This window comes from Vibrio sp. SSH13-20, assembly GCF_040104475.1.
GTDB lineage: Bacteria > Pseudomonadota > Gammaproteobacteria > Enterobacterales > Vibrionaceae > Vibrio > Vibrio harveyi.
In genome coordinates, this window is sequence record NZ_JBECOU010000001.1 from 600,881 (window position 1) to 624,720 (window position 23,840).

Consider the following 23,840-nt stretch of genomic DNA (forward strand, 5'->3'; position numbering starts at 1 on the left):
ATTTGAGGTTTAAATTATGAGTATTGGCAAAATCGTCAAAGTCATCGGTGCGGTGGTCGACGTCGAGTTCGAACAAGGCAAAGGTCCGAAAGTTTACGACGCACTGAAAATCAACGATGGTAGCAACGGCTCACTGATGCTGGAAGTTCAGCAACAGTTGGGTGGCGGTGTGGTTCGCTGTATCGCAATGGGTTCTTCGGATGGTCTGAAACGTGGCCTAGAAGTGGAATCTACGGGCAACCCAATCACGGTACCTGTGGGTGAAGAAACCCTAGGTCGTATCATGAACGTGTTGGGTCACCCAATCGATGAATGTGGTCCAATCGGTGAGCAAGTGTCTTACGAGATCCACCGTGATGCCCCAAGCTATGAAGAGCAATCTAACAGCACTGCGCTACTGGAAACGGGCGTTAAAGTTATCGACTTGATTTGTCCGTTCGCGAAGGGCGGTAAGATCGGTTTGTTCGGTGGTGCGGGTGTAGGTAAGACGGTAAACATGATGGAGCTTATCAATAACATTGCTAAAGCTCACTCAGGTTTGTCGGTATTTACCGGTGTAGGTGAACGTACTCGTGAGGGTAACGATTTCTACTACGAAATGAAGGAAGCGGGCGTTCTCGACAAAGTAGCCATGGTTTACGGTCAGATGAACGAGCCACCGGGTAACCGTCTACGTGTTGCGCTAACAGGCTTGACCATCGCAGAGCGTTTCCGTGATGAAGGTCGTGACGTATTGTTATTCGTGGATAACATTTACCGTTACACATTGGCAGGTACTGAGGTATCGGCGCTGCTTGGTCGTATGCCATCTGCAGTAGGTTACCAACCTACGCTGGCAGAAGAGATGGGTGTGCTGCAAGAGCGTATCACGTCGACTAAAAATGGCTCTATCACGTCTATCCAAGCGGTTTACGTACCAGCGGATGACTTGACTGACCCTTCACCAGCAACCACGTTTGCGCACTTGGATGCGACCGTTGTTCTATCTCGTAACATCGCTGCTTTGGGTCTGTACCCAGCGATTGACCCATTGGATTCGACATCACGTCAGCTTGACCCTCAAGTGGTTGGTCAAGAGCACTACGATGTGGCGCGTAAAGTTCAGCAAACGCTGCAACGTTACAAAGAGCTAAAAGACATCATTGCCATCCTAGGTATGGATGAACTGTCTGAAGAAGATAAGCGCTTGGTATCTCGTGCTCGTAAAGTCGAACGTTTCCTAACTCAGCCTTACCACGTAGCTGAAGTGTTTACGGGCCAACCGGGTGTATTTGTTCCACTAAAAGACACCATTGCAGGCTTTAAAGCGCTGCTTGATGGTCAGTACGATGACATCCCAGAGCAGGCATTTATGTACTGTGGCAACATCGACGAAGTGCTTGAAAAAGCGAAGAAACTGTAAAGCGCGGGAGGCAATATGGCCATAGCGGTTTCACAAAATACGTTTCAACTAAATGTGGTAAGTGCGGAGGGCACTCTTTACTCAGGTCCGGCACATGCTATCGCGGTAGCGGGTGCGGATGGTGAGTTAGGTATTCGTCCGGGTCACTCACCGCTTATCAGTAAAATCAAGCCGGGCGTTGCTCGTATTACTGGTGACTTGTCCAAGCCTGAAGAGATCCTGTATGTCTCTGGTGGTTTGGTCGAAGTCCAACCTGATGTGGTTACTGTATTAGCGGATACTGCGCTTCACGGTAAAGACATCGACAAAGCAAGGGCTGAAGAAGCTCGTAGAGCAGCGGAAGAAAACATTCGTGCTCATGTAGACGATATCAGCTTTGCACAGGCACACATGGAGTTGAACAAAGCATTGGCTCAGCTTCGTGCAGTTGAACTAACGATGAGAATTCGTTAGTCAACACTTCGGAATGCGGTCTGAAGGGTAACCAAACGGGGCAACTACGGTTTGCCCCGTTTTTTTATTTTTTATGGGGATTAGGTTTAGCAATGAGTCGTTTGTTGAGATAAGACGTATCAGTATTGCAAACACTTTTATATAGCGAGGAAAGCATGCTGGCGTTAGAATCCATCACCCAAATTCTGAATAACGAGTATCAAATTCAAATGAACCAACAATTTATGCTTCGTGCGTTGGAAGTATCACGCAACGCGCTGCCTGCCTGTCAGCCAAACCCGCCTGTCGGATGTGTGCTGGTCAAAAACGGTGAAATCGTATCAGAAGGGCACACACAAGCGATTGGTGGTAATCATGCAGAAGTGGAAGCCCTAAACGCATACAACGGAGACCTAAGTGACGTCACTGCGTACGTAACACTAGAGCCATGTTCATTTGTGGGTCGTACGCCAGCTTGCGCTAAAACCTTAGTGACTTGTGGTATCAGAAAAGTAGTGGTTGCTATGCTTGATCCTGATCCTCGTAATGCTGGTCGCGGTATCGAAATCCTAAAAGAAGGTGGCGTTGAAGTAGAAGTTGGCTTATGCGGTGAAGAGGCGAGTGCATTCTTGACCCCTTACCTAGGAAAATCCTGAGTGATTTTCAGAATATTCTTCGTCAATGCAAGGTTAAAACTCGCGAAAACATGCATAGACGCTCAAATCTAGAGTTCTGAGTCGTTAACTATCATACTGTTAGCTAAAATAAGGTCATGTCCTGTTTTATGTTTGCAAAATGAAGAGCACCGACTTAAACCTTATCCCCATTTTCGTGGCGATTTATGAAGAGCAGAACCTGTCTAAGGCTGCTGCTCGTCTTGATATCAGCCAACCTGCGGTGAGCAAAGCACTCGCTCGTTTGCGTGACATTTATGATGAGCCACTGTTCCACCGCAGCACATCGGGTGTCGAGCCGACCAGTTTTGCTATGGATATTTATCCTGCGATGGTCGCTGCGCTGAAAAACTTTACTTCTACCTTATCCGCCTCGAGCAGTTTTGATCCTAAAGTATCCAATCGTATTTTTTCCATCGCCTGCGTCTCAGTTGCCAGTTATGAGTTAATGCCGCAGCTCCTGCGCCAAATCCGTAAAAACGCACCGAATGTCGGTTTGGAAGTGCATCCTTTGTTTACGGAAGATTACGAAAGCGATCTGCGTTTACAACGATATGATTTGATTATCGATATGCCACCGCGTGGTCGTACTGTCCTCAAAGTAGAGCCAGTGTTTTCCGAGCGTTTGATGGTCGTGTGCAGTGCCGAGCACCCACGAATTCATGATGCTTGTTCTGTAGAACAATTTTTGGCGGAAGAACACGTCGTGGTTTCGCGTTGGCATGCGCGTAAAAGTTTGATGAATGAGGAAGATATTGCAGACCTAGCGCAAAGGAATATCGTGTATCGCGCATCTGGTGCAATGGAAATGCTGCCAGTCATTAATGGTAGTGAATACATCGGTATGCTGCCGTTGTCGACCATTCAACACTTTTCAAAAACGTATAATATTAAAGCCGTCCCGCTTCCTTTTAGTGACAAAATTCATGACCTTTGTGCAATCTGGCATTCTAGTCGTCACAATGAAAGTGCGCATCAATGGTTGAGAGCTCAACTCAAGCAAGCAGGGAAAGCAATCGAAGAGTAAAGGACCAGTATGAAGACAATACGAGCCATTCTAAACGGTAAGAAAGCCGGAACGCCTGAGCTTCGCAGTGAGATCATGCGAATGCGAGAACAAGGTGTGGATCTGCAAGTTCGGGTCACTTGGGAATCACAAGACATGACTCGTTTAGTGAGTGAAGCGGTCAATCAAGGAATGAAACGTATTGTTGTTGCTGGTGGCGATGGCACCGTTAACGAAGCGGTAACGGCTTTGAATGAGATTGAGGCGAACGTTCGTCCAGAATTGGCCATTATCCCAATGGGTACGGCGAATGACTTCGCGACTGCTACGAAAATCCCAATCATGATTCGAGAAGCCATCGAACTTGCCGTCAATGGTGACGCTGTTGCGGTAGACTGCGTTCAAGCTAATGATCGCTATTTTATGAACATTGCTGCAGCTGGCTTTGGAGCAGAAATTACCGCTGAAACACCAGTTGAACTGAAAAACTTTTTGGGTGGTGGTGCCTACACATTAACCGGTCTAGTGAAGGCGCTTGGCTTTAAACCTTATGATGGCTCCCTCACAATTGAGCAGGGCAGTTATCAAGGGGAGATCTTGGTTGGGGCGTTTTGTAATAGTCGCCTTGCGGGAGGAGGTCAAGAGCTTGCGCCAAATGCATTGATAGATGATGGCTTAATGGACATTACTTTGGTGCATCCATTCTTGCCCCATGAGCTACCTCAGGTCATTGATGAAATTCAAAATCCAACTGAGACTGGGCAGTTTGTTAAGCATACTCAGGCGAGTTGGTTGGAGATCGATTTCCCTAAAGCACTGCCTTTAAATCTTGATGGTGAGCCTTATCGTTCCCGTAAAATTCGATTTGATGTTAGATCTAAAAGTATTCGCTTGGTCCTTCCGCCCAATTGCCCATGCTTGAGCGTTTGTTAAGAGACGCACAAAAGCCACCCAATGCGGTGGCTTTGTACTTAACAAGAGTAAGGATCTCGTTTGAACGTGTGGCTTATAGCTTTTGAATCGTATCGACGTCGATTTGAGTCTTTGTCCATTCAGAGTCTACTTCACCACGAATGGCAACGCGATCTTGCGGTGATACGTCTTGACCCATCCAGTCTTCGTTATCGATCTCGACTTGAATCTCACCTGTGTTGTCTTTGAATAGGTAAGTCTCATTACCAAGTGCTTGAACGATGTTACCTGTCAACAGTACATAGCTATCATCAGATGCATTTTGCGCCGCTTTTACAGTGCTGATTGCTGCGGTTTCAGGACCGTTGAAGGCAGCCAATGCAGAGCCAGAAATTAGGGCTAATGTTGTCGTAATAATCAGTTTTTTCATGCTAATGGCTTCCTAAGTTAGAAGTAGTAAGTAGAGCCTACGTTGATTGATGCTGTGTTTGCGTAGCTATCAAGCTGGTATTTTGCGTTCGCGCCGATGGTCAATTGAGGGAAGATTTTGTACTCCGCACCGATAGATAGCATCGCGCCCACTTCATTAGTGTCATGTTTGATTACAGGTCCTTGAGCAACTGAACTTTCGTGGTCGGTTAGCTCATTTTCTGTCTCTAAGTATTTACCTGCGTGAGCCTTGTATTGTGTGTAAGTCAAACCGGCTTTCATTTTAGCAGACCATTTTTGGTTTAATGTGTAGTTAAATACTGGTGCTAACGTAATTTGTTTTGCCTTAATCGACGAATCCCACTCCATCTCTTTTTTGATTCCGGTTGAAGAATCAAAGCTATCAAATCGTGAACGACTGTCATCGAGATCAAATTGGTTATAACCCAGTTCTACAGCCCAAGAATCATTGATAGAGTAGCCAATGAAGCCACCAAAAATACCGTCTTCCAATTCAGGATTCAGATTCACACCGTCAGCTTGAAAAGATGGTTCAAAATCGTGAACTGTGGTGCCGAACCCGTATTCCAAACCCACGTAAGGTGCTGCTGCAACCGAAAATGAGCTTGCTGCGAGAATCGTCAGGACTGTTTTTTTCATTATATATTTACCTCTTCGTTTCGATGGGAGGCATTTTGTGTGAAGAGTCGTGAAGTGTTCGTGAAGAAAAGACTAACGTTTGAAAATTAATAAAAAAACTCCTCACTAAGGAGGAGTTTGTCAGTTGCAAAGGTATGGTTAATACACCGTGCACCACTCATTTTTCATGTCAATGAGGTGCCAGTTATCACGCTGATTGGCTTCATCCATTGCTTTATCTAAATGACCCACACTGGACTTGCGGTCGTATTTCCACTCACGCTCTTCGTCGGTATGGTGAACGATCATCGCCATAGAGTTTGGTTGACTGGTTGCCCATTGCATCATCGCGTGGTCACCGTCTGAGTTACCAATCGCGAGAACGGGTTTCTTACCGATGATGTGCTGAATGTTCTCAACTTTACCGGCTTTGTCATCAATCGTGAGGATTTCACCTAACTTGGTCACGGTTGGCTTACCGTCGTTGTAGTCGTACTTGTATTTTAGCGCGCTGCCAATGATTTGCTCTTCGGGAATACCGTACACCTCTGGTGCCCAAACGCGCATAAAGTCCACACCGCCACCTGATACGATGTAAGTCTTAAAACCATGCTCTTGCAGGTAGGTGACCATTTCGCGCATTGGTTTGTATGTAAGTTCGGTATAAGCTTTGCCAAAGCGTGGATCTTTCGCGACTTTCAGCCAATCGGCGACTTTTTGCTGATATTCCTCTACCGTCATACCACTATGAGTGACCTTGACGATCTCAAGTAGTGCTTTTTCACCGCCTTTGAAAACACCTTCAATATCGTCATTCAGTACAGATTTAAACGGTTCTTGCGTCTTCCATTCTGGATGGTCTTTTGCCATCAGTTTCACTTCGTCTAGCGCATACGCCAGTTGGAAGTAAAACGGTTTTTCTGACCATAACGTACCGTCATTGTCGAACACCGCGATGCGGTCTTGTTCCGCAATGAAGGTTTTTTTCGAAGCATCAGTAGATTGATCAACATAGTTAACAATTGCGGATTTACTCGCGCCATCTTTCCAAGAAGGTAGTAAGTTTGGATCGCAATCTAAAGCCATCGCTGAGAATGATAAACCAGATAAGACTGCAAGGGCACAGATGTGTTTCTTCATATTATTATTTACCTAAGTTTGAATGTATTGTTTGTATACATTTGAGGTTAAATGAGAACAACGTAGATTTAGCCTCTTTCCCTAACCATTTCCCTAACCAAGAGACGTCTTAATTGGTAAGAATGCGCAAAGGGGCAGTCACGTCGTTTCTCATGCGTAGTCGTGCTTAATCAGCATCTTTCGCAAGGCGAAGTCCCATGTCCGACATAATTATAGACTGGCTGGCGAAGTCTCGACGGAAATTCTCTGATTCATCAGAATCATAGGCAAAACTGCCGCCTCGTACGGATTTGTGTGCTAAGCCTGCTTTTTCGTCTTTAGCGTTGTTTGGATTTTCGGTTGGACCAAAGCGGTAGAAGGTGTCGTCATAAGCATCAATAACAAATTCACCAACGTTGCCTGTCATGTCATAAAGACCGAGTTCATTGGGTTGCTTTTGACCAACGGGGTGAGCTTGGTTTTTAGAGTTGTCGGCATACCACGCCACATCAGCAATGTTGTTCGAGCCTGCGTAAGTGAAACCTTGGCTCTTGTTACCGCCTTTCGCGGCAAACTCCCATTCCGCTTCTGTCGGTAAGCGGTAGCTTTCACCGGTCAGCTCGTTCAACTTCTCGATGAAGTAATTTGCCTGCTGCCAACTCAAGTTATTAACCGGAATGTTTGCACCTTGGAAGTAACTCATTGAAGAACCCATGACAGATTCAAACAATTCTTGAGTGACCTCGAATTTGGAAATGTAGAAGCCGTCTACCTTTACTTCGCGTGCTGGGGTTTCTGCCTTCTTGGCGGAGTCGCTGTCCGATCCCATGACAAATGAACCGCCTTCCACCAACACCATGTTTTGATCAATGTTGAGCGCGATAGGGTGCGGTGATTGAGTTGCACAACCACTCATTAATACGCTGAATGATAGAATGGAAAGTGCGGTTAACGATTTGCTTTTAAATGATTTCATCAATAGTTTCTCGCCAAAAAAGTCACGATAAATATTAGCAATAAACGCTATGAAAAAAGGTTATAAACGGTATAACAAGCCTCTTGTATTAATGGGATTTATGATTAGGTCATCAAGGTGAGAATGGCACGCTTATGAGCGTTCTCAGCTGCATTTCATAACGAAAAAGGTGACGTATGCACATTACTCAAGGTCCTCAGTTCAACGGTAAAGCCTCTAAGCGTTTACATGTCATGGCAAAACCTATTGGGGCGGCTTGTAACATTGATTGCACTTACTGCTATTACCTCAGCAAACAGGACTTACTTGAGTACAAAAAAGGCTGCACGCCTGTGATGGATGAAGAGACTCTAGAAACCTACATTCGTCAGTACATTGAAGGGCAGAACACGCCGGAAATCATCTTCTCTTGGCAGGGTGGTGAACCAACAATGTTGGGCTTGGATTACTTTAAAAAGATTGTTGAGTTTCAATCTAAGTACAAGCCTGAAGGCGTGGTCATTTCTAACGATCTACAAACCAATGGCACATTGCTCAACGACGATTGGTGTGCATTTCTGAAAGCAAATAACTTCTTGGTCGGTTTGAGTATCGACGGCCCAGAAATGATGCACAACGCTTACCGAACCAACCGCGCAGGTCGTGGTACCTTTAACCAAGTGATGAAGGCTGTTGAACTGCTGCACAAACACGACGTGAAGTTCGCAACGCTGACTTGTGTAAACAATCTAACCAGCCGCAATCCTCTTGAGGTATACCGATTCCTGCGTGATGAAGTACGCTCACCGCAAATGCAGTTCATTCCCATCGTGGAACAAAAAACGTTCCGTACTACCGCACCTCAAACATGGCAGCCGCAAGAGCAACTGAAACAAGGCGACAAGCGTCTTATTCCTGGTCACAAAGACTCTGTAGTAGAGCCTTGGTGTGTGGCAGACGAGGCGTGGGGTAACTTCCTTATCGCGATTTTTGATGAGTGGATTCAACACGACATTGGCAAAGTGTTTGTGCAGTACTTTGAAGCGAGTGTAGAGACTTGGATGGGGCGCAAAAACCCACTTTGTACACTTGGCGAGATTTGTGGCAAAGGCTTGGCAATGGAACCAAACGGTGATGTTTTTGCTTGTGACCACTACGTTTATCCAGAGTACAAGATTGGCAACATCCACCACGAAAAATTAGACAAGTTGGCCTATGGTCCTGAGCAGCAAAAGTTTGGCTTTGCCAAGACTCGCTCGTTAACCAAGCAGTGCCAACAGTGTGATTACCAATTTGCTTGCTACGGTGAGTGTCCGAAAAACCGTTTCATCCGCACCAAAGACGGTGAACCCGGGTTGAACTACCTGTGTGCAGGTTGGAAAAAGTTCTTCTCTCATGCTGATAAGGCAATGGCATACATTCTTCGTGCAACGGGTAACCCTGTGGCACATGGCAAATACAGTGATTCAGTGCTACGCCAACAAGCGGCGAAGCGTCCTGTATTCGAAACCAAATTTTAAGGGGATTGATATGACATTCTCAAAAACACTGTTAGTTGTCGCTTTAGGTATCACCGTAAGCCAATCTGTCATTGCACAAGATGAAACCTTGCTCGCACCAGACCAAGTCTCATCAGCGAGCGTGACAAGCGCTCAAAAAGCAAACTCAGCGCAGATGTCGCCACAGCAAATGGTTGCGAAGCTGTCTTACCAAGCGCAGGACATCAAACAACCCGTTGAAAAGCGTATTGAAGCACTGCACGAGTTGGCGAATTACCCAAGTCAAAACGCGCTGGTAGCGGTTGCACGCAGCCTTCAAGACCAAGATCCTGCGGTTCGTGAAGCCGCGATTGTTGGAGCAGAGCCATATACGATTGAACATCGTTGGCGCATGATTGAGCCATTATTGAGTGACCAAGAAACCATGGTTCGCATTACTGCGGCGACCAACTTAGTGCGTGACTTTTCTAACGTGAGCAGCGAGCAGAAGCAAACGCTTGAAGCCCCGGTTGCTGAACTGATCAGCTATTTAGAGAACAAGCAAGATAACGGTTCCAAACTGTTATTGGCGGATGTCTATCGTTGGCATCATGAATGGGATAAAGCGGATAAAATCTATCAAGCTTTGGTGATCAATCAGCCGGAGAATCCACAAATCTGGTTAAGCTTGGCGGACAACTACCGAGCGCAGCAACGCGATGCCGATGCAGTAAAGACGCTGGATTCTGCAATTAAGCTTCATCCTGACAACGCATCTTTGCATTACTCGAAAGCGTTAACGCTTGTGCGTCTTGATGACAAGAAGAGTGCAGCTTTAGAGATTGAGAAAGCAGCCAACATGGCGAAAGATAACAGTTACTTCTGGTACCTCAATGGTGTACTGCAAGAAGAGTACAACCTAGACAAATCGGTGAAGTCTTTTGAGCAAGCGTATTTGATTTCTGGCGCGCCGGAGCAACTTTATGCGGTTTGTGACATTTATGTTCGCTACGACAACCCGAAAACAGACGAGTGCTTGGGCGAACTAGAGAAAGTCGCACCAAGCTACGTGATTGATCAATTGAAAGAGAAGAAAGGGCAGAAGAACGCCAAAGTAAGTAGCTAAGACCATTCTGGCTCTTTTCTAAGCTTGTGCTGTTATACCCAAGTAACCTCAAGATGCTAGGTTCAGCGAGAATGACTTGGTTTGTAGACGCGGCGGCGATTTAAAGATCTAGTCACTCTAAATCAAGAATCGACAACAAAGTATACAAGCCAAGACAGCTCGCCCTTCGGGAGCGTGTCATTGCCCCGATCTCTGCGTCAAACAACCTGGAAAGAGCTGGCTATTACGCGGCGTCGTTTTCCTTGACCTCGAATCAATGACAACGCTCTGAATCCTGCATCTTGAAGTCACTTGGGTATACATAACAGACCGAGAACGGTACATTGAGGCGATTGAACTCCTTGATCCAACGCCATTGGTTATCTTGGAGTTTATCGCCTGGGCCTTTCACCTCTATCCATTCAAATTTCCCTTCTTTAAATGCAATCAAATCCGGCATGCCGTTTCGATAGAGTTTCAGATCACTTAACTGCACGTTAAACAGTTCGACCAACAGGTCATTAGGGATGTGTTCAAGAGCTAGGGATATCAGCTCTTCGTTCACGTATGCCCAACTGACGAAGGGATTACTGATCCCAACTTTATCCCGGTATGTATCAAACAACGCCTGCGTCTTCCCTTGTTGAACTTGCTCAAGCGCATTGTCGATAAGTTGCTTTCTTTTGTCGGCAAAATCGGCGTGATACAAATCCAATGGTCGATGTTGATAAGCGTTAATAAATGCCCCCTCTATTGGTGCAAAAATCGCATCCCACAAAGTTAAGCCTAACAAGCCGTTGAGTAGGGTATTCTCAGAATAGAAAACGGTCCAACCTAAACTTTCGAAATGTGCTTTGGTTGCCAGTTCAACACGTTGCTGTGATAGATCCAATTCGATGTGGTATTCGCTGCATTTAGGCTTGGAGGCTCTCGGGACTTTAAAGCCCTGTTTACGTTTAACGCGTTGTTCAAGCTTTTGTGCCACTTCAAACTCGGAGACATCAATAGGGTGGGTGAGTATTTCCGTGACAATGTCACTAAATAAATCGTTTTGTTCTAATTTGTCGTAGATGCGAGCACGACGCTCTCGGCTTGGGGCGAGTGTGGTCGTCTCAAACAACGCAATTGCAATCTCAAGTTCGTTTATGCGCTCGTAATCACGGGCAATGTCGTTAATCATGTGTTCACGTTTACGGTCGACGTAGCGATGTTCAACCCGTTCTGGCATCGCTTCGATAAGAACATCGAGATTCGCTTTTTGTTTTCTGTCGCATTGCCAATAAAGGTTGGAGAGCTGGCTGAGCTCAATAAGACGGTCGATTTGCTCTCTGCTCTCGAAAAATCGACGCGCTTTACTTAACTGGTATTGTTCGAATTGGTGTAAGCCTAAATCATCGAGCACGAACTGGCTGAGGTCTTGATGGGTATTAGCAAAAAACAGCGTCAGCAAAACATCAATCATGTGTGCGGAGTTCAGCTTAATCACCGTGAAATCCAGAGCCTCAAATAGCTCGAAACGCTCTTCACTTAGGCATGCCACTAACGCCTCTTTCTTGAGGGATTTAAGATGCTCAGGATAGAGCGTGACGATCTCTGGCTTGGTCAGTAGATTCGCTGCTAATTCTTGCGTTGTTAGGTCAGGGGAGAGCGAGACAAAATCATGAGCTGCCAATTCATCCAAAGCAGACTGGATATTCTCGATTTCTTGATAGTTGAGTTTGTCGCTGCGAAACCAGCACCCTTTACGGCTGTATAGACGAACAAGAAGACACTGCGCAGGTTTGCTTAAGCTCTCAAACGCGGATAGCCATTGATGTTCATCTTGGCTAAGTAAATCGCTGTACCACTTGGTAGCGTGCTGTGTGAGCTTAAAGAAGTTATCGAGATAGTAATCTGGCGCGAGTTCGACGGTGTTTTCCATAACCAACTAATAATAAAAAAGGCTTAACCCATAGGTTAAGCCTTTTTCGAATCAATTTCTGCAGATCTACTAGATAAATAGAACTGGACTGCAATTAAGCGTTTTTCAGTTGTGCTACTTTCGCTTCAGTCAGTGGCTTAGTGATGAACGCCAGTACGATACATACCGCCATCATTGCCGCTGAGATAGTGTAAGCAAGCGTGTAACCGTCACCGTTAGTCATTGAGAAACCAACAACAGCAGCACCGATTGCACCACCGATACCCCATGCTGTGTATAGCACGCCGTAGTTAGTACCGTAGTTCTTCAGACCGTAGAATTCAGCCGTTAGAGTAGGGAATACTGCTAGAAGCGTACCGTAGCCTACTGCTGCGATTGCTGTACCTATGATCAGCGTAAACTCAGTTTTGAACGTTGCGAACAGAACCATGTTGATGCCCTGTAGAACGAACGCTAGAAGAAGAGTACGAACGCCACCGATCTTGTCTGCAAGCATACCTGCTGCTACACGACCGCCTGAGTTAAATACCGCAAGGATAGACGCTAGGTAAACCGCGTTTGGCAGGTTCGCTTGAACGCTTGCAATAGTAGTGATGTTACCGATGATCATAAGACCAACAGAAGCTGCGAACGCGTACATGATCCATAGAGAGTAGAACTGTGGCGTTTTAAGCATTGCTTTCCAAGTTAGGTCGTCAGACTTCTTCACAACCTTAGGCGCTTGACCTTCTTTTACTTTAGGCTCTGCTGGCGTGTAATCCGATGGTGGGTTGTTGATTGTTGCAGCTAGAGGAACTGCGATAGCAAGGATACCAACACCAAGAACTAGGAAGCTCGTTTGGATGCCCATGCTGTCAATCAGCGCAGAAGTCACAGGAGCTAGGTAGATAGCTGCTAGACCGAAACCTGCTGCGATTATGCCGTTAACCATACCTTTCTTAGATGCGTGGAACCACTTCATTGCTGAAGGAGAAAGACACGCATAACCAAAACCGATACCTGCACCAGTGATCACACCGAAAGTGATGTTCAGCATTAGTGGTGAGTTAACAAAACCAGACGCGATCATGCCTAGACCTGTTAGAACAGTACCTAGAATAAGGATCAAACGTGGACCCATACGGTCTTGAAGAATACCTGCAACAAGAAGACAGATAGAGAAAGTAATAGTTGCAGTCGCATAAGGTGCAGATGCTTCTGCTGCGCTCCAGCCTGACTCAGTCACTAGTGCTTTGTTGAATACACTCCAAGCATACAGGATGCCAAGACAAAGGTTGATACAGAATCCTGCTAGCAGGATGCGCATAGCTTTATCAATCTTGCTCATTTTTGTTCTCAGTAATACCTCTTGGCAGATAGCAAAGAGGAGTCGGTTTAAAGATAGGGTTTACTCAAAATAAGTTTGCATTTTTCAACGCATAACGTAATGAGCGCGGATTATAACCAATAAATGTGTGATTGGAATCTCTTTTTACCCCTATTACTAAAAATAATTCGAAGCATTAAAAATGGTTGTAATGAGAGCGTTTTATATATGAAGGAAATGTTGATCTAACGTAAAGAATCGTTGGTTTGGTAGTGAGATCCTAAGTGAAACAAGGTTTATAGCTAGAGCATGGGTATTTGGCTCACAGTTTAAGCAAAAAGTTTCAAAATATTTTAGTGTTAATGTTCTGTAACAAAAGTGGGCAAAATAGAGACTGTTTTCTGTAAGTGCAGGATCTAAAGGGTTTATAAATTAGAGAATGTTAACTGCTTGTAATAACTTGATTCAAAAGGAGGGAGTGAACATAAATTGAGCGAAAAATGTGCTTGTAATTGCTAAATAGATAAGCAAAATAGGGCGCAAAATGAGTTTTCATTAATGAAAGGATGCTTTTCTCTACTCGTAGTGAGGTGACTTATGAAATTGTTCCTATTACTTATGGCTTCTGTTTCTGCAGGTGTCGCATCAGCAGATCACATCCATTCATTCATGCTAGGTCTTTCTATTGCATCGCTTGCAGTAGGTAGCTGCTACTTCTTCGCATTCCGTAGTTCGCGTTTCCCACAGCTTGCTTTGTTCTTACTGATCTGTGGCATGTTATCTAAATTGACGATTACGGTAATTGGCGTAATGTGGGGTATGTCAGCCGAGCTGATTACATCTCCAATCGTGTTTGCTTTGTCTTACTTGTTCTTCTCATTAGCGGTAACCTACTTGTGGTTCAGCTATCGTCAAAGCATCACTAAGATTCCAGAGCGCTTTAAAGCTGCTTAATCAGCGTCACTTATAGCCGAATACAAAAACGCCAGCGATCATCGCTGGCGTTTTACTTTTTGCAGTTAAAGCGTCACGGTAAGCGGCGGTTCTGGAACTTCCAAGAAACACGCTATCACGCGGTACAATTCGCCTTCCGCGACGGTGATCTTACCATCAGACTCAATTGCTAAACGACACGCCTTAACGAACTGTCGCCGTTGAAGGGGTTTAAGTTGCAACAACAGCTCCAATGCAGCGCGACTTAAACGCCAGTTGTTGTTTGGCGCTTCCAATGTCGTTTCTGCAAATCCTAGCGAGGTGAGCGAAGCGTTGAATGCGCGTTGTGCGCCTTCTCGTTCTGAATGCGTGACCCACGCCAATTCACGTAGCAACCAGTGCACGCTTTCTTGGAGTTGCTTGAATGTCTTGTTTTGGCGAGTAGAGCCAAAAGGCGCAAGAAGCTGCTTTTCCAGCAAGTTAATGACGCACCATTCACCCAGTGAGTAGTGATTGTCCGTTTGAGACAACTCTCGCAACACTTGGCAAAGTCTGTTTTTCTGACCTTCACTCATTGATTTAAGTGCTGGGATGGCGAGCTCTAGCAGAGGAAGTCTTAAGTGCAGGGGCAAATCGTAATCCAGCCATGGTAACAGCTTTGCGTGCGAGACCATTGGAATATGACCTTTGATCATCTCACGTTGCACATCGCTGCCATCAAAGATCAGGAGCAATGCAATAAAGCGCGAACTGTAGGGTTCACGCGCAATGTCTACCAAGTCTTGGGGCAATTGGCTGATCAGTTGTTTTCCTGTGTCACTTAGTTCTGAGGAAGTTGGAGTGACACTTTGTGGTTCATGGTCTTGAGAGCCGAAATCGGCATCCGAAGCAAATCCGCTGACTTGTTCATGAGCAAACGTCGAAGTTTGGCTATGATTTCTGCGCGAAAAACTGCCGTCCCAGTTGGGTTCAATGCGACGGATTCGTTCTTCAAGAGGCGGGTGAGTAGCAAAGAAACCGGTGAAGCCAGACAAGCTGCTTTGTCCAAACATCATGTGGCTCATTTGGCTGCTCGCTTGCGCATCCAAGCTAGAGCCAGATGCGTGACCGCCAATCTTTTTCAACGCACCTGAAATACCTTGGTCATTACGAGTAAACTGAACTGCACTCGCGTCCGCCAAGAACTCACGTTGCCGTGAGATAGCTGCTTTGATCATTGAGCCAAATAAAGTACCAACCCAACCGAGCACCAAACACACAACCGCGATCAGCATGATGACAGCGAAGCCTTTATCGGAATCGGAAGAGCTTCTTGATGAACGACTAGTGTAGTGTGTATTGTCGAGAACCAAGTGACCCAAGTGCGCAATACAAGTAATGCCGAACAAGACGCCAATCAAGCGCGTGTTCATGCGCATGTCGCCATTCAATACGTGGCTGAACTCGTGGGCAATGACGCCTTGCAGTTCATCACGAGAAAAGCTGTCGAGCGCACCTTGCGTGACACCTATAACGGCATCATCAATGCTCATACCTGCAGCAAAAGCGTTAATGCCTCGCTCTTCTGGCATCACATAAACAGGAGGGACAGGAATGCCAGAAGCAATCGCCATCTCCTCTACCACATTAAGCAATTGGCGGTGTTTTGTGTCCGTTGTATTTGAGGAAATAAGCTTACCTCCAATACTTTCAGCGACGCCACGACCGCCATTGGAAGAAAGCTCAGATAGGCGGAACATAGAGCTGATTGCGACGACCAGTGCCACACCTGCAAAGCACAGTAAGGTGTAAGTAATCGCGGTGCGTTGATCAAACGGCTCGCCGGTTACTACGTAATAAATAGTAATGGACAGTACGCTGACCAAACTTGTGATGATTAATACTGCTAAGGAGAACAGAAACACCAAAAGCCCGGTACGCTGACGTGCGGTATCTTGATGGTCGAAAAAATCCATTAGAACTCAACCTTTGGCGCTTCTTGGATTGCTTCGCTGTCTGCAAACTCCAGCAACTTACCATCTTGGAAGCCAAACATATTGGCAAACAAGACTGGTGGGAAAGTCTGTTTGTAAGTGTTGTAGCTGGTAACAGCATCATTGAAAGCTTGGCGAGCAAAAGCGACTTTATTCTCCGTGCTGGTTAGTTCTTCTTGCAACTGAGTCATGGTTTCGTTGGCTTTCAGTTCTGGGTAAGCTTCAACGACGACGTTTAACTTACCTAGTGCATTTTGTAGCATGCCTTCTGCTTGTGCCAGTTGGCTAATTGCCGCATCGCTGTCTGGCGCGTCACTTGCTGCTTTCAAACCCGAAATTGCCTGGTTACGCGCTTGGATGACTCGCTCGAAGGTTTCTTTTTCGTGTTCCATGTAACCTTTCGCTGTGCTGACAAGATTTGGGATCAGGTCGTAACGACGTTTTAACTGAACCTCAATCTGAGCAAAGCTGTTTTTAAAGCGATTACGCAGCGTCACTAGTTTGTTGTAAATGCTGACCGCAAACACCGCGATAAGCAAAATGATGACGATGAAAACAATAAGTGAAGTCATAGTAAGTTCCATTTTGTGAATGTATTTGGACTTTATATAAGTAGTTGAGATATTAAGCAAATTAGACTTACTTATAATGTGCAATGTTTTGTAATTATGGGACGTATTGCGTATTCAGTACGAGGTATCAAAGAGGGGAAAGGTGGTGACAAGGTCTGTGGAATACAAATAAAAAAGCCCGACAAAACTGCCGAGCTTTTACGAACTAGATGATTGTGATTAGCGCTTACGCTGACATTGGTACAAGAACCATAGTACCGATGATCACAGTAATCAGACCCGCTAGAACTGGCACTGATGTGCGTTTTACTACCTCAAATGGGCTGATGTTTGCCATACCTGAAGTAGCAACTATTACGCCAGATACTGGCGAGATAGTACGACCTAGGTTAGAAGCTTGTAGCATTGGGATGATTAGGAACGCAGGGTTCAAACCCATTTTTGCAGCCAGTGAAGGAGCAAGTTCAACGAACGCGTAGAATGGTGCGTTACCAGAACCCGTTGCAATTGCTGCCGCCACGGTTAGACCTGTTAGGATAAGCATTAGTGCGATACCGCCTGCGCCTGCGTTATCCGCAAGGTGAAGAAGGTTGTCGATCGCACCGATAGACATAAGACCTTGAGCAAACACACCAGCAGCAACCAAAAGCATTACTACACCCTTAAACGCATCCGCCATGCCTGTGTAGCACGAGTCTAGATCTTCAAGAGATTTCTTACCGTCGAATTTATTAACAACGTAATGAATAACCGCACCTAAGAAAATCGAGCCAACCACGATCGTGTAGATATCTAGGCTTAGGCCAGGGATTGTGCGACCGTTGAATAGGAAAACACCGATGATAGGTAGGAAAGGTAGCGCAGCGTAGAATGCTGGAGCATCTGCTTTGATCTCAGATACGTCGATTCTTTCCATTGGTGTGTTGTCTTTCTTATCTAGGTATTTGTTCCAGAAGAAAGCGGCTGCCGCCATTACGATGATTGCACAGATAGAAACAGGAAGTACGGTTTGAACCGCAAATACGTCAAGCGCGAGACCAGATTTTTCTGCTGCGATAACCACGTCACCTGATGTTGGCGAAAGAATGATTGCCGCTGGTGAAGCACACACTGCCACTGCCGCTGGACGAGAAATACCCATTGCCGTCATCATAGGGAATAGGGTAGCCATTAATAGCACGCCCAGACCTGTTGCTGAACTCACTGCAAGAGACATCAAACATGCCACGATGTAAGCCGCTACCAAAAGGACGTATGGAGACTTGATAACAGAAAGCGGTTTAGAGAACTGTTTTACAACAACATTGTTTGCGCCGATATGTGTCATGTAAGACGCAAAACCACAAAGTAGCATGATTTGCATACCAAGACCGCCGCCACGGTATTGAAGCATGTATTTTACGTACTCTAGTGCGTCCGTCACCATATTACCCGTTGAGGTTACTTTTGATGGCAGAACGTCATGGCCAAGAATGCCAGTCATAAGAAGCAAACTAATACCTGCGGTTAATAACACGCCAGCAGCTTTGTAGCCTTTGACAATGAAATAACCCACAGCAATGGTCACTACCAAGCCAATTAAGAGCTCTAACATAGGGTTGTCTCCAGATATTATGAAAAAAAGAAAGAAACTGTTTCAGTTTATGTCTGGGAATTTACAGAATTCTTTCCTGTGGCACGAGACTAAATTAGAGCTAGTATGATCTAAAACAAATAATAGATTAATAAATAATTGCATTGGATTATATTGTTTAAATTACGTTTTTTAGGTGTTATGTACTAGTTTTCTGGATTTTAAAGAAACGAAAATATGAACATTCAATCGAATAAAAATCGTACTAAATGATTAAAAAGTGAGAAAAGCGATAGTTCGAGCTAGATCACGTTAAAGGAGCTTGGTTGAACAAAAAAGCTCCGAATTAACGGAGCTTTTGTTTTGACGTCTTTATATTGAAGCGCGAGTTACACGTTACGCGTAGCGACGCACTAAGAGATTCCAACTGCGTTGTTGACGTTCAAATTCTTCCTTAATTTGTTGGTATTTTAATTTGGAAACGGATCGCTCGTACTTTTTCACTACTGTTGCAGTTTTCTCACCAAGCACTTCTTTGCGCGCTTCGTAGTACTCCTGCATGTGATGTACTAATGCGTCGAACTCCTTCTGAAGCTGATCACGAATCGACTGGCTGTTTGGCTTACTCTCTAGTTTTTCTTTGGCTTTCTTCAATAACTGCGTCGCGCGTGCTTTTTCTATGCGAAACGTTGACGTCGTACGAAGCTTCGTTGTTAACCCCAGCCAAGAACAAGATTTGATCAGCCATTTGGTTGGATCGTAGTGCCACCAGTAAACGCCATTACGGTAATCGTTCTCAAAGATGTGATGGAAGTTGTGGTAGCCCTCACCAAAGGTAAAGAATGCCAAAATGCCATTGTCACGAGCTGTGTTTTTATCGGTGAAGGTTTGTTTACCCCAAACGTGCGCCAATGAGTTGATAAAGAAAGTGGTGTGATGGCTCAAGAACAGACGAGCAGCACCGACAATTAGGAACATTCCCCAGATATCACCGTATAGAAGCCCAAGAGCCAGTGGGAAACCAATGTTCGTTGCGATAGCCAAAGGGACATAATATTTGTGCTGCCACACGACGATTTTATCTCGCTTCAAATCTCGACAATTAGTGTACTCATTCTCTTTTGATTTGTTGTAATCACGAAGCATCCAACCGATATGTGAATACCAGAACCCACGTTTTGCTGAGTATGGGTCTTTGTCGTTGTCGTCGACATGTTTGTGGTGAACACGATGATCGGATGACCAATGCATTGCACTGTTTTGAAGAGAGAAAGCACCACCGATGGCAAAGATGAATCGTAAAACTGGGTGAGCTTCGTAGGTTTTGTGACTCCAAAGGCGGTGATAGCCCGCTGTAATAGAGAGGTTGGTGAAACTAAAGGCAATAATGCCCCAGATCAGATGCTCCCAGCCTAAACCGAAGTGGTATGCATACCAAGGCAGTACAATAAAGGTGAGAATAAAACTGGCGGAAAATATCAATATATTCAACCAGATAAGTGGTGGTTTATTATGCTTCACAATGTGTCCCTAACTTTGAGCTAACAACTGTACGCCAGAATATCAGCGTACACGTGTAAGTCAAACTAAAGTTCGATGACTTTGTTTCGAGTTGTGACATTTCTATCGTTAAGCGAAAACTCGCAATAATTGGGTTTCGTTGGTGGGATATTTTGCTTTTAAACGAATAATGAGTAGTATTAATCAATGAGCTGTGGCTATAGATTTGTAAAATCTGCCAATAATATGCAGTTAATGAGGTGGAAAATGCCAAAGCTCGTTAGAGAAGCAATACAAGAACATAGGAATACGTAATGGAATTACGATTAGCGGAATATAAGGATTATGAACGCATCGCGCAGTTACACGCAGACAGTTGGAAGCGCCATTACCGTGGTGTGTTGAGTGATGGCTATTTGGATAGCGAAGCCATCGACGACAAACTGTTGATATGGCAAACGCGCTTAACCAATCCACCATTCAACCAACACATTGTTTTAGCCGAAGAGGGTGGTCTTCTTCTTGGTTTTGTTTGTGTGTTTGGTAATCATGATTTTGAACGTGGCAGCTTTATTGAAGCATTGCACGTAGATGACAGTTATCGCGGAAGAGGTATAGGCAAACAGCTACTTCTTGCGGTAGCGGAATGGCACCAGCAATACTTTAAGGACAGTGGTTTGTATCTTGAAGTCGTCTCTCAGAATGAACCTGCGGTTGAGTTTTATCAACATATTGGCGGGCAAGAGTGTCAGGAGCGAAACTGGAAAACTCCGGGCGGAAATGAAGTACTCGAAAAAGTGTTTCGTTGGTCTAACGCGCAATCACTAGTGAGTGGCATTGAAGAGAATGTCATTTACTCGTAACTTAGATTGAGTTTCCTTCAAGCATACAAAGAGCAGCACGTCGCTGCTCTTTTTTGTCTGCATAGGGATACCACTTAGAAGGTGAGTCCTAGTGCTTTGAGTTCTTGTTCACATTGTTCAGCATTCTCAAATTGAATCGCAGAGATTCCAAGTTTTCGAGCGCCTTCTACGTTATAAGGCATATCATCAAGAAAAACCGTCTCAGCGGCGATAAGTTGATGAGTATCAAGCAAGCTCTGATAGATCTCAGGCTGAGGTTTTAGCAAACCAAGCTCGGCGGAAACCGTCGTTCCATCAAATAAAGGCCAAAACTCATAGGTTGTTTTTAAGTGTTCAACAATCTCAACAACATTATCGGTTAATGCATACACGGAATAACCAGCACTTTTGATGCGTGTGAGGAGTTCTACGCTGCCAAAGATCAGAAGTTGTGTTTGCTTAACATAGTAAAAGAATCGCTCACATTCGTTGTGAGACAGCTGTTTCTCTGATTGGTAACGCTCTTTCGCCTCAGCTTCTGTGATTAAGCCTTTGTTTAAATCTAACCATATATCGTTTGCGAATAATGCTTTAGCTTTTGCCTCAGCATCAACGTGGTTGCCCAATGTCAATCTGACGATTTCTAAAGGTGACCATCTCACCATGACGTTGCCGATATCAAATACGACATTCTTAATTGAGTTAGCTTGCATAGGTATCCTTGGGTTAATTTGATTAGGTACGTGTTCAAATTCCGGCAATATCTTAATTGCAATATGTTTATGTAAAAATTGTTGCGTATAATCCGGTTTTTCAAATACTTTTCGATGTTATTTGACTAATTATCACCTTTATGAATGTAACGGATTGAATTTAAAGCAGACCGTCATAAACTTTTGAACAACACCTCGCTGTTTATGTGCGATAACTAATATATAATTATAAGAAAACAATGTAATAGACAGTTAAACGTTAGGGCTGAGTTAATTAAGTAATAATATGGACGCGATTCGCAAAGTTTATCAGTACGCAGAGCCAAACCTTACCTTAGTAGGGTGGATGGGCTTTGTGGGCTTCCCAATTTATTACGTGGTATGGGAATTCATGTTCCCACAACCGTACGAAAACTTGCCACTGAGAATTCTCTGCTCTTTCTTGTTCTTTGGTATCATTTATCGTAACCGCCTACCATTCGAGTGGCGAAAGTATCTGCCGGCTTTTTATCAAGTCGCAATTACCCTTTGTTTACCTTGTTTCTTCTTCTATATGTTGTTGATGAACAACTGGTCAAATGTTTGGGTAATGTCGTTTATGTCGGCGATATTCCTTCATATTTTGTTGGTTCATATTACTTGGGTTATGTTTGCCCAGACCTTTGCTGGTATTGGCTTGGCGACGTTTTTCGCTTGGGTAGCTCAAGGCTTTCATATTGAGCTCACCATGGATTGGACGCATGTACCAATCTTCTTGTTCATTTATCTATTTGGTAACTTGTTCTACTTCCGAAATCAAGTGGAGCACGAAGCAAAAGTTTCCTTGGCTAAGTCTTTTGGTGCGGGCATCGCCCATGAAATGCGAAACCCACTCAGCGGCTTGTTGACTTCAATTGATGTGATTCAATCAGTGTTGCCCAACCCGAAAGAGGGAAGAAAAGCGCAATACGAGCTGAGTGACGAAGATGTGACCTTATTGCGTGAAGTCAGTGATGATGCAATGAAAATCATTCACTCAGGTAATGAGACCATTGATTTACTGCTAACTTCAATTGATGAAAACCGAGTGTCGCGTTCGACGTTCCAGAAACACTCGGCTCAATCTGTCGTTGAAAGTGCAATTGAAAGTTTTAGCTACAAACGAGCGACTGACCGTTTTGCCATTTCGTTGGATGTGCGTAGTGAATTTGATTTCTTGGGCAGTGATACGCTGTTGAAGTACGTCATGTACAACTTGTTTAAGAATGCATTTCACCACCGAAGTTCGGAAGATTTTCATATTCACGTCACCATGTACAGTGACGATTTCAGCAATCAAATTGTGGTTACGGATAATGGTTCAGGCATCGCGCCTGATGTGTTGCAAAGCATTTTCCAAGACTTCTACACTACAGGCAAATCGGGTAGTTACGGCTTAGGTTTGCCTTTCTGTAAAAAGGTGATGCGTTCATTTGGGGGGGACATTCGGTGTCAGTCAGAAGTGGGCGAGTGGTCGCAATTTACAATGACCTTCCCGGCGATTAACTCAAATGAAGTCAAAGAGATCAAAAGTGAGTTAACCAAGCTAAAAACCACACTCTTTGTGAGTGAGCAAAACATTCTAGTGTCTAAAATGACGGACATTGCTCGGTTTATGGGCTTTAGCCTTACGGTGTTAGACGTTGATGCTCTGCTCAAGAAGAAAGAATATGAATTTGAATACGATTTGATCTTTGTCGATATCGAAAGCCTAGACGCCCGAGGCAGTCATATGGACAAAGTGGAGTCACTATTTTCATTCACTGAAGCTCGTATTGTTTATCTGTTTGAGCACCACCCAATTCAGAGAGCCAGAAAGGCATCTTTTGCGCCGATTTGGGTGGAAACACAAGCATGGTTACTCAACACAAAAGCAACCATTGATCGTTTGCTATACGACGCCAACTATGTGGTTCCTCAGGTATCAACGAAGCCGCTAGATGCAACGAACAAACGAACGATTATGGTTGTTGATGATAACGAATCCTTGCGTAAGTTCACGGCAATGCTGCTTGAGAAGCAAGGGTTTGAAGTGATCCAAACCGAAGACGGTCAGCAAGCTATAAGCGCATTAGATACAAATGACATCGATCTCATCTTAATGGACATCGAAATGCCAGTGATGGATGGGGTAGAGACATCTCGTCGAATTCGAGCGTCAAACAAACCTTATGCTTCCGTGCCTATCATTGCGCATACGGGAGACAGTTCACCAGTGACTCTCGATAAAATTGGCTCATCTGGCATGTCAGATTTTATTGTCAAACCGGCAGATAAAAACAGACTGTTCGATAAGATAGCGAACTGGATTTAATTCCATCGCCTAACGTACTCATTG

21 protein-coding genes are annotated in these 23,840 nt (G+C 44.7%); 10 read left to right on the plus strand and 11 right to left on the minus strand.

All coding sequences use genetic code 11. The annotated features are described in order from the left end of the window. Positions 1 to 16: 16 nt before the first annotated feature. The 5 genes from atpD to yegS all read left to right on the plus strand — a co-directional run bounded on the left by atpD (position 17) and on the right by yegS (position 4,447). Entirely contained in the window at positions 17 to 1,402 is a 1,386-nt protein-coding gene (gene atpD, locus ABMY42_RS02720) for a F0F1 ATP synthase subunit beta (protein ID WP_017188899.1), read from the plus strand. A gap of 15 nt (positions 1,403 to 1,417) precedes the next feature. Next, positions 1,418 to 1,855 carry a F0F1 ATP synthase subunit epsilon gene (locus tag ABMY42_RS02725; RefSeq protein WP_005431788.1) on the plus strand — a complete coding sequence of 146 codons (438 nt, stop codon included), beginning with the start codon at positions 1,418 to 1,420 and terminating at the stop codon, positions 1,853 to 1,855. A 209-nt stretch (positions 1,856 to 2,064) separates the two neighbouring features. Further along, the gene (locus ABMY42_RS02730; RefSeq protein ID WP_009697242.1) at positions 2,065 to 2,490 is read left to right on the plus strand and encodes a bifunctional diaminohydroxyphosphoribosylaminopyrimidine deaminase/5-amino-6-(5-phosphoribosylamino)uracil reductase RibD; all 426 of its coding nucleotides are present in this window, start codon (positions 2,065 to 2,067) and stop codon (positions 2,488 to 2,490) included. A 139-nt stretch (positions 2,491 to 2,629) separates the two neighbouring features. Then, positions 2,630 to 3,535 carry a LysR family transcriptional regulator gene (locus tag ABMY42_RS02735; RefSeq protein ID WP_038899130.1) on the plus strand — a complete coding sequence of 302 codons (906 nt, stop codon included), beginning with the start codon at positions 2,630 to 2,632 and terminating at the stop codon, positions 3,533 to 3,535. A gap of 9 nt (positions 3,536 to 3,544) precedes the next feature. Beyond that, positions 3,545 to 4,447, plus strand: a complete 903-nt coding sequence (yegS, locus tag ABMY42_RS02740) for a lipid kinase YegS (RefSeq protein WP_038899131.1) — start codon at positions 3,545 to 3,547, stop codon at positions 4,445 to 4,447. A gap of 73 nt (positions 4,448 to 4,520) precedes the next feature. Here the strand turns inward: yegS and ABMY42_RS02745 are convergent, their stop codons facing one another. The 4 genes from ABMY42_RS02745 to ABMY42_RS02760 form a co-directional block, all read right to left on the minus strand. Beyond that, positions 4,521 to 4,856 carry a NirD/YgiW/YdeI family stress tolerance protein gene (locus ABMY42_RS02745; RefSeq protein ID WP_005447161.1) on the minus strand — a complete coding sequence of 112 codons (336 nt, stop codon included), beginning with the start codon at positions 4,854 to 4,856 and terminating at the stop codon, positions 4,521 to 4,523. Positions 4,857 to 4,873: 17 nt separating this feature from the next. Then, the gene (locus ABMY42_RS02750) at positions 4,874 to 5,515 is read right to left on the minus strand and encodes an AcfA family outer membrane beta-barrel protein (RefSeq protein ID WP_349265930.1); all 642 of its coding nucleotides are present in this window, start codon (positions 5,513 to 5,515) and stop codon (positions 4,874 to 4,876) included. A gap of 138 nt (positions 5,516 to 5,653) precedes the next feature. Further along, the gene (locus ABMY42_RS02755) at positions 5,654 to 6,634 is read right to left on the minus strand and encodes an HAD family hydrolase (RefSeq protein WP_005447159.1); all 981 of its coding nucleotides are present in this window, start codon (positions 6,632 to 6,634) and stop codon (positions 5,654 to 5,656) included. Positions 6,635 to 6,800: 166 nt separating this feature from the next. After that, the gene (locus ABMY42_RS02760) at positions 6,801 to 7,589 is read right to left on the minus strand and encodes an SUMF1/EgtB/PvdO family nonheme iron enzyme (RefSeq protein WP_047515549.1); all 789 of its coding nucleotides are present in this window, start codon (positions 7,587 to 7,589) and stop codon (positions 6,801 to 6,803) included. Between the two features lie 176 nt (positions 7,590 to 7,765). Here ABMY42_RS02760 and ABMY42_RS02765 point away from each other — a divergent pair, with 176 nt between their 5' ends. Together ABMY42_RS02765 and ABMY42_RS02770 are read left to right on the plus strand one after the other, a co-directional pair. Continuing rightward, positions 7,766 to 9,088 carry an anaerobic sulfatase maturase gene (locus tag ABMY42_RS02765; RefSeq protein WP_349265931.1) on the plus strand — a complete coding sequence of 441 codons (1,323 nt, stop codon included), beginning with the start codon at positions 7,766 to 7,768 and terminating at the stop codon, positions 9,086 to 9,088. Between the two features lie 10 nt (positions 9,089 to 9,098). Continuing rightward, positions 9,099 to 10,172, plus strand: a complete 1,074-nt coding sequence (locus tag ABMY42_RS02770; protein WP_349265932.1) for a tetratricopeptide repeat protein — start codon at positions 9,099 to 9,101, stop codon at positions 10,170 to 10,172. 253 nt (positions 10,173 to 10,425) lie between these two features. Here ABMY42_RS02770 and ABMY42_RS02775 read toward each other — a convergent pair whose 3' ends face one another. Together ABMY42_RS02775 and ABMY42_RS02780 are read right to left on the minus strand one after the other, a co-directional pair. Then, positions 10,426 to 12,072: a VRR-NUC domain-containing protein gene (locus ABMY42_RS02775; RefSeq protein ID WP_349265933.1), complete on the minus strand. Its 1,647-nt coding sequence runs from the start codon at positions 12,070 to 12,072 to the stop codon at positions 10,426 to 10,428. Between the two features lie 94 nt (positions 12,073 to 12,166). Continuing rightward, a complete protein-coding gene (locus ABMY42_RS02780; protein WP_045489753.1) occupies positions 12,167 to 13,399 on the minus strand; it encodes an OFA family MFS transporter in 1,233 nt (410 codons plus the stop codon). Between the two features lie 576 nt (positions 13,400 to 13,975). Here ABMY42_RS02780 and ABMY42_RS02785 point away from each other — a divergent pair. Further along, positions 13,976 to 14,332, plus strand: coding sequence for a hypothetical protein (locus tag ABMY42_RS02785; RefSeq protein ID WP_005447150.1), 357 nt, complete (start codon positions 13,976 to 13,978; stop codon positions 14,330 to 14,332). Positions 14,333 to 14,397: 65 nt separating this feature from the next. On the opposite strand, the gene ABMY42_RS02790 is transcribed toward ABMY42_RS02785, so the two are convergent. The 4 genes from ABMY42_RS02790 to ABMY42_RS02805 all read right to left on the minus strand — a co-directional run bounded on the left by ABMY42_RS02790 (position 14,398) and on the right by ABMY42_RS02805 (position 19,950). Next, entirely contained in the window at positions 14,398 to 16,266 is a 1,869-nt protein-coding gene (locus tag ABMY42_RS02790) for a M48 family metallopeptidase (protein WP_274877616.1), read from the minus strand. Next, a complete protein-coding gene (locus tag ABMY42_RS02795; RefSeq protein WP_005447146.1) occupies positions 16,266 to 16,856 on the minus strand; it encodes a LemA family protein in 591 nt (196 codons plus the stop codon). Before ABMY42_RS02795 ends, ABMY42_RS02790 begins: the two co-directional genes overlap by 1 nt. Positions 16,857 to 17,082: 226 nt before the next feature. Continuing rightward, positions 17,083 to 18,450 carry an anaerobic C4-dicarboxylate transporter DcuC gene (gene dcuC / locus ABMY42_RS02800; RefSeq protein WP_005447145.1) on the minus strand — a complete coding sequence of 456 codons (1,368 nt, stop codon included), beginning with the start codon at positions 18,448 to 18,450 and terminating at the stop codon, positions 17,083 to 17,085. 375 nt (positions 18,451 to 18,825) lie between these two features. After that, positions 18,826 to 19,950 carry a fatty acid desaturase gene (locus tag ABMY42_RS02805; protein WP_017188909.1) on the minus strand — a complete coding sequence of 375 codons (1,125 nt, stop codon included), beginning with the start codon at positions 19,948 to 19,950 and terminating at the stop codon, positions 18,826 to 18,828. 293 nt (positions 19,951 to 20,243) lie between these two features. Here ABMY42_RS02805 and ABMY42_RS02810 point away from each other — a divergent pair, with 293 nt between their 5' ends. After that, positions 20,244 to 20,792, plus strand: a complete 549-nt coding sequence (locus ABMY42_RS02810; RefSeq protein WP_005447141.1) for a GNAT family N-acetyltransferase — start codon at positions 20,244 to 20,246, stop codon at positions 20,790 to 20,792. Between the two features lie 74 nt (positions 20,793 to 20,866). Here the strand turns inward: ABMY42_RS02810 and ABMY42_RS02815 are convergent, their stop codons facing one another. Beyond that, positions 20,867 to 21,484, minus strand: a complete 618-nt coding sequence (locus tag ABMY42_RS02815; RefSeq protein ID WP_050940222.1) for an HAD family phosphatase — start codon at positions 21,482 to 21,484, stop codon at positions 20,867 to 20,869. A 286-nt stretch (positions 21,485 to 21,770) separates the two neighbouring features. Here ABMY42_RS02815 and ABMY42_RS02820 point away from each other — a divergent pair, with 286 nt between their 5' ends. Then, entirely contained in the window at positions 21,771 to 23,816 is a 2,046-nt protein-coding gene (locus ABMY42_RS02820; RefSeq protein WP_005447137.1) for a hybrid sensor histidine kinase/response regulator, read from the plus strand. Positions 23,817 to 23,840: the final 24 nt, after the last annotated feature.

Coding starts and splice junctions, on each gene's coding strand:
- ABMY42_RS02780 (WP_045489753.1), bottom strand. CDS start 13,399: ATGAGCAAGATTGATAAAGCTATGCGCATCCTGCTAGCAGGATTCTGT.
- ABMY42_RS02755 (WP_005447159.1), bottom strand. CDS start 6,634: ATGAAGAAACACATCTGTGCCCTTGCAGTCTTATCTGGTTTATCATTC.
- yegS (WP_038899131.1), top strand. CDS start 3,545: ATGAAGACAATACGAGCCATTCTAAACGGTAAGAAAGCCGGAACGCCT.
- ABMY42_RS02775 (WP_349265933.1), bottom strand. CDS start 12,072: ATGGAAAACACCGTCGAACTCGCGCCAGATTACTATCTCGATAACTTC.
- ABMY42_RS02760 (WP_047515549.1), bottom strand. CDS start 7,589: ATGAAATCATTTAAAAGCAAATCGTTAACCGCACTTTCCATTCTATCA.
- ABMY42_RS02750 (WP_349265930.1), bottom strand. CDS start 5,515: ATGAAAAAAACAGTCCTGACGATTCTCGCAGCAAGCTCATTTTCGGTT.
- ABMY42_RS02785 (WP_005447150.1), top strand. CDS start 13,976: ATGAAATTGTTCCTATTACTTATGGCTTCTGTTTCTGCAGGTGTCGCA.
- ABMY42_RS02765 (WP_349265931.1), top strand. CDS start 7,766: ATGCACATTACTCAAGGTCCTCAGTTCAACGGTAAAGCCTCTAAGCGT.
- ABMY42_RS02725 (WP_005431788.1), top strand. CDS start 1,418: ATGGCCATAGCGGTTTCACAAAATACGTTTCAACTAAATGTGGTAAGT.
- ABMY42_RS02735 (WP_038899130.1), top strand. CDS start 2,630: ATGAAGAGCACCGACTTAAACCTTATCCCCATTTTCGTGGCGATTTAT.
- ABMY42_RS02790 (WP_274877616.1), bottom strand. CDS start 16,266: ATGGATTTTTTCGACCATCAAGATACCGCACGTCAGCGTACCGGGCTT.
- ABMY42_RS02795 (WP_005447146.1), bottom strand. CDS start 16,856: ATGACTTCACTTATTGTTTTCATCGTCATCATTTTGCTTATCGCGGTG.
- ABMY42_RS02815 (WP_050940222.1), bottom strand. CDS start 21,484: ATGCAAGCTAACTCAATTAAGAATGTCGTATTTGATATCGGCAACGTC.
- ABMY42_RS02770 (WP_349265932.1), top strand. CDS start 9,099: ATGACATTCTCAAAAACACTGTTAGTTGTCGCTTTAGGTATCACCGTA.
- ABMY42_RS02820 (WP_005447137.1), top strand. CDS start 21,771: ATGGACGCGATTCGCAAAGTTTATCAGTACGCAGAGCCAAACCTTACC.
- ABMY42_RS02730 (WP_009697242.1), top strand. CDS start 2,065: ATGAACCAACAATTTATGCTTCGTGCGTTGGAAGTATCACGCAACGCG.
- dcuC (WP_005447145.1), bottom strand. CDS start 18,450: ATGTTAGAGCTCTTAATTGGCTTGGTAGTGACCATTGCTGTGGGTTAT.
- ABMY42_RS02810 (WP_005447141.1), top strand. CDS start 20,244: ATGGAATTACGATTAGCGGAATATAAGGATTATGAACGCATCGCGCAG.
- atpD (WP_017188899.1), top strand. CDS start 17: ATGAGTATTGGCAAAATCGTCAAAGTCATCGGTGCGGTGGTCGACGTC.
- ABMY42_RS02745 (WP_005447161.1), bottom strand. CDS start 4,856: ATGAAAAAACTGATTATTACGACAACATTAGCCCTAATTTCTGGCTCT.